Here is a 6,675-nt window from a genome sequence, read left to right as displayed (position 1 = left end):
GTGCCGCCCTGCGGCTGAACGCCGCCGCCGGGGCCGGAGTTCTGGCCGCCGCCCGGACCGCCCCCGAAGGGCAGCAGGGAGGACGGGGAGAGCGAGGGGCCCCAGCCCATGAACGCCATGCCGAGCACGACCGCGTACCCGACACAGACGACGCCGAGGAGGAGACCGATCCGGCGCAGCAGCCTGGCCCTGCGCCCGGAGCTGTCGACGAACACGGGACCGTCCTCGGACCCGTTCGGCCCGTTGCCGCGTTTGCGGCGGCGGCCGCGCCCGGCGGCGCGGGATTCGATAGCAGGCTCGGAATGCATTCCCCGGATATTAGGCAGCCTTTATGTGTCCGAAACTCTGGTTCTCTTGTGAGACCGCCATGAGAAAAGCCCGAGTCTGTCTTTTCCCTGAGAGAATCCTTGTTCGGCGGACAGGACGAGGAGCGCCGAGAAAATGCTCAATGTCCGCATATCCAAGCCCGGTTGACCCCATTTGCCCATCCGCTTCCATGAGCTTCCCGTGCGTTTCCTGTATTCGTGCGGCACGGCCGTTCGTGAGACATTTCCACTCCGGGAACGCACTTTGTTTCCGTTCTGGGACAGGAGTCACAAGTGGTGGGAGCATGCGCGATGAGGAATTTCCTGAAGCCGGCTGCCGGGCTCGTCTGCCTGTTCACCCTGGCCGGCGTGGGGTGTTCCGCTGGGACGGACGACCCTTCCGGCACGGCGTCCACGAGCCGTGAGCGAAGCAGCCCGTCCGCGTCCGAAAGTTCGGCGGACACCTCGTCGGGCACCGCCTACGCCCCGTACGTCAGCGCCACCACCGCCTCCGCCAACGACTCGGCCGGCTCCCCCTCGGCGTACAACCTGGCCTTCGTCATCTCGGACGGCAGCGGCTGCACGCCGAAGTGGAACGGCACGACCGCGATCGGCGACTCGGCGGTGAAGTCCCGCATCTCGGCGCTGACGGAGTCCGGGTCCGCCGTGCGCGTCTCCTTCGGCGGAGCCTCCGGCAAGGAGCTCGCCTCGACCTGCGACAGCGCCTCGGAACTGGCCGCCGCCTACGGGAAGGCGCTCGACGCGGCCGGGGCCACGGAGGCCGACTTCGACGTCGAGGGCGAGCAGTTGACCGACTCCGACTCGGTCGCGCTGCGCTCCGAGGCGATAGCGCTGCTCCAGAAGGAACGCTCCGGCCTGGCGGTCACCTTCACGCTGCCCGTGATGCCGTCCGGCCTCGACGACGACGGCCTGGCGCTGCTGGAGTCGGCCAACGACAACGGCGTCCAGGTGTCCACGGTCAACATCATGACCATGAACTACGGCAGCACGTACGACGAGGACATGGGTGACTACGCGAAGACGTCGGCCCAGGCTGCCCACGACCAGCTGGAGGACGTGTTCGGGCTGTCGGACGAGGGGGCCTGGCGAGGGCTCGCCCTCACGTCGATGCTCGGCGTCAACGACGTGGACAACGAGACGTTCTCCCTGTCCGACGCTGCGCAGGTCCGGTCGTTCGCGGAGGAGAAGGGGGTGGCGTGGGTGTCGATGTGGTCGACGTTCCGGGACCAGCCGTGCGAAGGAGACGATGCCGCCTCGGACGACGCGGCGACGAACTGCAGCGGCGTCGACCAGAAGGCCGGGGATTTCGCCGAGGCGTTCACGGGGTGACGTGAGGGAGGCGGCTCTTGCCTTCAGGGGCGCGGGGAACTGCGCGACAAGCCCTCACTCACCCGCACCCGAAACCCAGCCGATCCGATCCGATCCGATCCGACCCGCCGAGTCATCGACGCCGATGCACCAGGCGACCGGCGCACACGGTCGCCACACACGCCCCGTCCTCGTCGAAGACCGCGAGGTCGGCCCGGCCCGCGTCGGTGATCGCGGCGGGGCGAGCGCGGGCCAGGACGACCAGGTCGTTGCGCCCGGCCGCCGCCCGCAGCTCGGCCGTGTCGGCGTACTCCTCCAGCACCGCCACCGCGCCCCGCTTCAGCGCGGCGTGCACCCGCTCGCGCGGCGTCGGCGCGTCCGGGAGCGGGCCGTCGAGGACGAGGCCCGGCCCGAGGACGCCGGGCCAGTGCCGCACACGCGCACCCGGGAACCGTTCGACCAGCTCCGCGAGCGGGCCCGTCGCGGCGATCCGGGCACCCTCCACCGCGACGGCCCCGCCCTTGACCGGGTCGGGGCCGTCCCAGGTGTGACGCAGCTCGTCCGCCGCGTGGATCGTCAGGGCCACCGGGCTAGTTGGAGGCGAGGAGCTTCAGCTCGGGGTGGGCGGTGCCGCCCTCGATCGCCGTCGACGAGATGTGCGACTGGACCCGCTCGTCGACGGGGTCGTTCGCCGGGTCGTCGTGCACGACGAGGTGCTCGTACGTCGTGGCCCGCTGGGCCGGGACGCGGCCGGCCTTGCGGATCAGGTCGATGATCTCCATGCGGTTGGAGCGGTGCTTGGCACCGGCCGAGGAGACGACGTTCTCCTCCAGCATGATCGAACCGAGGTCGTCCGCGCCGTAGTGCAGCGACAGCTGGCCGACCTCCTTGCCGGTGGTGAGCCAGGAGCCCTGGATGTGGGCGATGTTGTCCATGAACAGCCGGGCGATGGCGATCATGCGCAGGTACTCGAAGAGCGTGGCCTGCGTACGGCCCTTGAGGTGGTTGTTCTCGGGCTGGTACGTGTACGGGATGAAGGCGCGGAAGCCGCCGGTGCGGTCCTGTACGTCACGGATCATGCGCAGGTGCTCGATGCGCTCGGCGTTGGTCTCGCCGGTGCCCATCAGCATGGTGGACGTGGACTCCACGCCCAGGTTGTGCGCGATCTCCATGATCTCCAGCCAGCGCTCGCCGCTCTCCTTCAGCGGGGCGATGGCCTTGCGGGGCCGCGCGGGGAGCAGCTCGGCGCCGGCGCCGGCGAAGGAGTCGAGCCCGGCGGCGTGAATGCGCCGGATCGCCTCCTCCGCGGAGACCTTGGAGATCCGGGCCATGTGCTCGACCTCGCTCGCCCCCAGGCTGTGGATGACGAGCTGCGGGTAGGCGGCCTTGATCGCGGAGAAGTGCTCCTCGTAGTACTCGACGCCGAAGTCCGGGTGGTGTCCGCCCTGGAACATGATCTGCGTGCCGCCGAGTTCGACGGTCTCGGCGCAGCGGCGCAGGATGTCGTCGAGGTCGCGCGTCCAGCCCTTGGCGGTGTCCTTCGGCGGCGCGTAGAAGGCGCAGAACTTGCACGCCGTGACGCAGACGTTCGTGTAGTTGATGTTGCGCTCGATGATGTACGTCGCGATGTGCTCCGTACCGGCGTACCGGCGGCGGCGTACGGTGTCCGCGGCGGAGCCCAGCGCGTGCAGCGGGGCCTCGCGGTAGAGGTCGAGCGCCTCCTCGGGGGTGATCCGCCCACCCTTGGCGGCACGGTCGAGGACGGACTGAAGGTCGGCCTTCTCGGTCACCGGGACGGTCCCTTTCATAGGGGTGTGGACGGACTGATCCAGCGTACGCCAGCCGGTCCGCGCCCCCGACGTCAGGCCGCTCGCCCCCTGCCGGTCACCTGGCGTCAGGCCGCGTACGCCCCGATGAGCAGGCCGACGAAGGCCCCGGCGATCAGGAACGGCCCGAAGGGGATGGACGTCTTGCGCCCGGCCTTGCGGACGACGACGAGCCCCAGCCCGTAGAGCCCGCCGAACAGGAACCCGGCGAAGGTGCCGAGCAGCACGGTCCCCCAGCCGTACCAGCCGAGGACGGCACCGAGACCGAGGGCGAGTTTCACGTCACCGAACCCCATGCCGTTGGGGTTGATGAGGAAGAGGACGAAGTACCCGGCGCCGAGGGCGAGGGATCCGTACAGCGCGGTCGGCCAGGACCCGGCGTCCTCGGGCGCTGCCGCGGCGCCCGCGAGCAGGACCAGGGCGGCCCCCGCCAGGGTCAGCGTCAGCACGTCCGGCAGGCGCTGCACGCGGAAGTCCACGACGGCGAGCAGCACGCCGAGGGGGGCGAGCAGCAGCCAGACGGCCAGTTCGGGGCGGGTGCCGGTGGCCGCGGCGAGGGCTCCGCAGACGAGAGCGGTGGCGAGGGAGAGAAGGAGGGTGCTCAGGCCGTACGCCCGCCCGCCGCAGTCCGCGCAGCGGGCCGGGCCGGCCCAGCCGGCGAGGGGGTGCCCCTCGGGGCACCGGTCCTGCCAGTCCTCGCCGGGGGCGACCGAGAAGCGGTGTGCGGGGCGGGGTACGAACAGACCGGCGACGCCGCCCCACAGGGCGGCGCCGACGATCGTCAGCAGGTCGACCGGCTGGAGGCCGTTCATCCCACGGCGGCGACGCCGCTGCGCCAGGTCGGCAGCAGCTCGTCCAGCAGCGCCTCGGTCCGCGGCGGCAGCCCGCGGGCCCCGCTGCGGGCGACGAGGTCGGCGGCGACCCGCTGGAGCCGCGCGGTGTCGTCCGTGGCGTGGGTGGCCCGCAGCAGCTCGTTCCACAGGCGCTCGTCGCCCGGGGCGGAGCCCAGCGCCGCGTCGAGCGCCTCGATGGCCTTCTCCGCCCGGCCCTTCTCCAGGTGGAACGCGGAGAGGGCGAGCCCGATGTCCGCGACGAGCAGCGGCAGTTGGGCGTCGATGATCTCGTGGGTCAGCCAGCCGTAGCGCCCGGCAGGACGCTCGGCCAGCAGCGGCCCGCGGACCAGGACCAGCGCGTCGGTCAGCAGACGTCCGCGCACCGCGCGGCTGTTGGCACCCCGCCCCTGCGTGGCCTCGTGGTACAGCGACCGCAGCACGTCCAGGTCGGACACGACGGACTTGGCGAGCTTGAGCCGCCCGGTCGGGTCGGTGCCCAGCCGCGCCGTGCCGTCCGGGTCGCCGCCGAGCCAGGCGCGCAGCCGCTCGACGAGCGCGTCCCGCACGTCGTCCGTGACACCGCGCGGCCAGAGCGCGGAGGACAGCACCCGCGGGTGCACCCCTTCGCGGTGCAGCAGCAACAGTGCCAGCGCCTCGTGCAGCAGCGGACTGCGCTCACCGTCCGGCGTCTCCAGGCCGATGATCTCGTACGGGCCGACGAGCCGCGCGTACACCGCGGGGCGCCCCTGCTCGCTGATGTCGACGAGGAACGGCGGAGTGGTCGTCGGTCGGTCGTCGTCGCGCTCGGGGTCGGCGTCGGTGAACAGCTCGACGACGGCCCGCTGCTGGGCCACCGGCAGGAGCTGCGCGTCGAGTTCGAGCCCGAGGAGCGGCGCGAGGAGCTTGCCCTCGCCGGTGATCTCCATCTCCCAGGCGGCGCCGGGCAGATCGCCCGACTGCGTGCCGACGAGGTAGCCGATGCCCAACCGGCTGGCGTCGGCGGCCAGTTCGGCGAGCTTGACGGCGTCCTCGGCGGTCGGCTCGGCGGCGAGCAGCACGAGGTGCGGGGCCCAACGGGTGTGCTGGGCAGGGCCCGTACGCCCGGTGAGCACCGAGTCCTGTCCCGCCGCGCCCAGCGCTCCGCGCCGCTGCCGCGTCTCCGCCTCCATGGTCTCCACGAGCGCCTCGACGTCGTCGAGGTGGCGCAGCCGGTTGGGCGCGAGTGGCGTGAGGTCCTCGCCGAAGCCGACGAGCGTGATGGTCATGCGGTCGGACCAGCCGTTGGTGGCCAACTCAGCCGCCACGGAGGCGAAGACGCCCGCCCGGTCCTGCTCGCGGCCGCTCAGCGAGACGATGCCGGGCACGGCCTCCAGGTTGAGCAGCAGCCGCGAGTCGTCCATCGTGCCGAGACTGACGAGACCGGGGTACGGGGCGGCCGTGTCGACGTCCTCGTACCGCTCGGCGTCGGCGCGGGCGAGCATCCAGAACGTCTGGTCCTGCCCGAGCTGCCACGGCGCCGGCGGCTTCCCGGCGGGCTGGGCGAGCTGGAGGTGCAGGTCGCCGTTGCCGCTCATCCAGGCCGCGTACACGGTCGGCAGCGGCCGGGACTCCCCCGCGAGCGACGCGGCGAGGCCCCGCAGCGACAGGTCGAGCAGTCGTACGCCCTCGGGGTCGGCGCCCACCAGCAGCGCGTCCTGCGCGTCGGCGGCGGCACCGGTGGGTGTCGGCGGCTCCATGCCGCGGCGGCCGCCGACGGCACCGAGCGCGGACTGCCACAGCGCCTGGCGGCGACGCCGGCCGAGGGCGCCCAGGAGCCCGGCGGCGAGGAGGGGTGCGCCGAGGAGGGCCTGCGGGAGTCCGAAGCCGCTGTCCTCGCCTGCGGCGGGGCCGGCCTGCTCCTGCTGTCCCTGCTGTCCCTGGCCGTGTCCCCGGTCGGGCGCGGGCCGCTGCTCGGGAAGGCTGATGTGCGCGGTGTCGCGGTCCAGGGAGCCGGACCCGCCGCCCTGCTGTCCGCCGCCCTGCTGGTGCGCGCCTCCGGTCCTGGCGTAGTCGGAGATCTGCCGCTGCACTTCCGGCGACACCTTCGGGGCCTCGTCGGGCATCTCCACGAGTTCGCCGCCGCGGGCGTCGCCCGGCATCTCCATGATCCAGCCGGGCCGGATGAGACTGGCCTCGGACAGCTTCGAACCGTCGGGCTGCGTACGGTCCTTGTTGAGCTGGTAGATCTCCTTGTACCGGCGCCCGTCCCCGAGGTGGCGCTCCGCGACCTCCCAGAGGGAGTCGTGGTGGCGGCCCTCGGGCGGCTGGATCCGGTAGAACTTCGTGTCGTCGTCGGACGCGTGGGCGCCACTGCCGGCGTCCGCGTGCGCGGCGCCCGCGGCC

The 6,675-nt window shown here is 72.3% G+C and carries 6 protein-coding genes; 1 reads left to right on the top strand and 5 read right to left on the bottom strand.

Annotated elements, in window-relative coordinates; genetic code table 11:
- The coding region (locus KUF83_RS01720) for a hypothetical protein (RefSeq protein WP_217452690.1) at positions 1–308 on the bottom strand (308 nt) is incomplete at its 3' end.
- A 309-nt stretch (positions 309–617) separates the two neighbouring features.
- Here KUF83_RS01720 and KUF83_RS01715 point away from each other — a divergent pair.
- Entirely contained in the window at positions 618–1,655 is a 1,038-nt protein-coding gene (locus tag KUF83_RS01715; protein ID WP_217452689.1) for a chitinase, read from the top strand.
- Positions 1,656–1,767: 112 nt separating this feature from the next.
- Here the strand turns inward: KUF83_RS01715 and KUF83_RS01710 are convergent, their stop codons facing one another.
- From KUF83_RS01710 to KUF83_RS01695, 4 genes are all read right to left on the bottom strand, one after another.
- Complete coding sequence (locus tag KUF83_RS01710) at positions 1,768–2,220, bottom strand: hypothetical protein (protein WP_374105952.1); 453 nt, start codon at positions 2,218–2,220, stop codon at positions 1,768–1,770.
- Between the two features lie 4 nt (positions 2,221–2,224).
- Positions 2,225–3,424 carry a cyclic dehypoxanthinyl futalosine synthase gene (gene mqnC / locus KUF83_RS01705; RefSeq protein WP_217452688.1) on the bottom strand — a complete coding sequence of 400 codons (1,200 nt, stop codon included), beginning with the start codon at positions 3,422–3,424 and terminating at the stop codon, positions 2,225–2,227.
- Between the two features lie 104 nt (positions 3,425–3,528).
- Positions 3,529–4,272: an A24 family peptidase gene (locus KUF83_RS01700; RefSeq protein ID WP_217452687.1), complete on the bottom strand. Its 744-nt coding sequence runs from the start codon at positions 4,270–4,272 to the stop codon at positions 3,529–3,531.
- The coding region (locus KUF83_RS01695; RefSeq protein ID WP_217452686.1) for a bacterial transcriptional activator domain-containing protein at positions 4,269–6,675 on the bottom strand (2,407 nt) is incomplete at its 5' end. The genes KUF83_RS01700 and KUF83_RS01695, both read right to left, overlap by 4 nt.

Source organism: Streptomyces sp. BV286, assembly GCF_019090165.1.
Taxonomy (GTDB): domain Bacteria; phylum Actinomycetota; class Actinomycetes; order Streptomycetales; family Streptomycetaceae; genus Streptomyces.
Note: the sequence above shows the minus strand (reverse complement) of the source record. Positions and strands in the feature narration are given on the sequence as shown.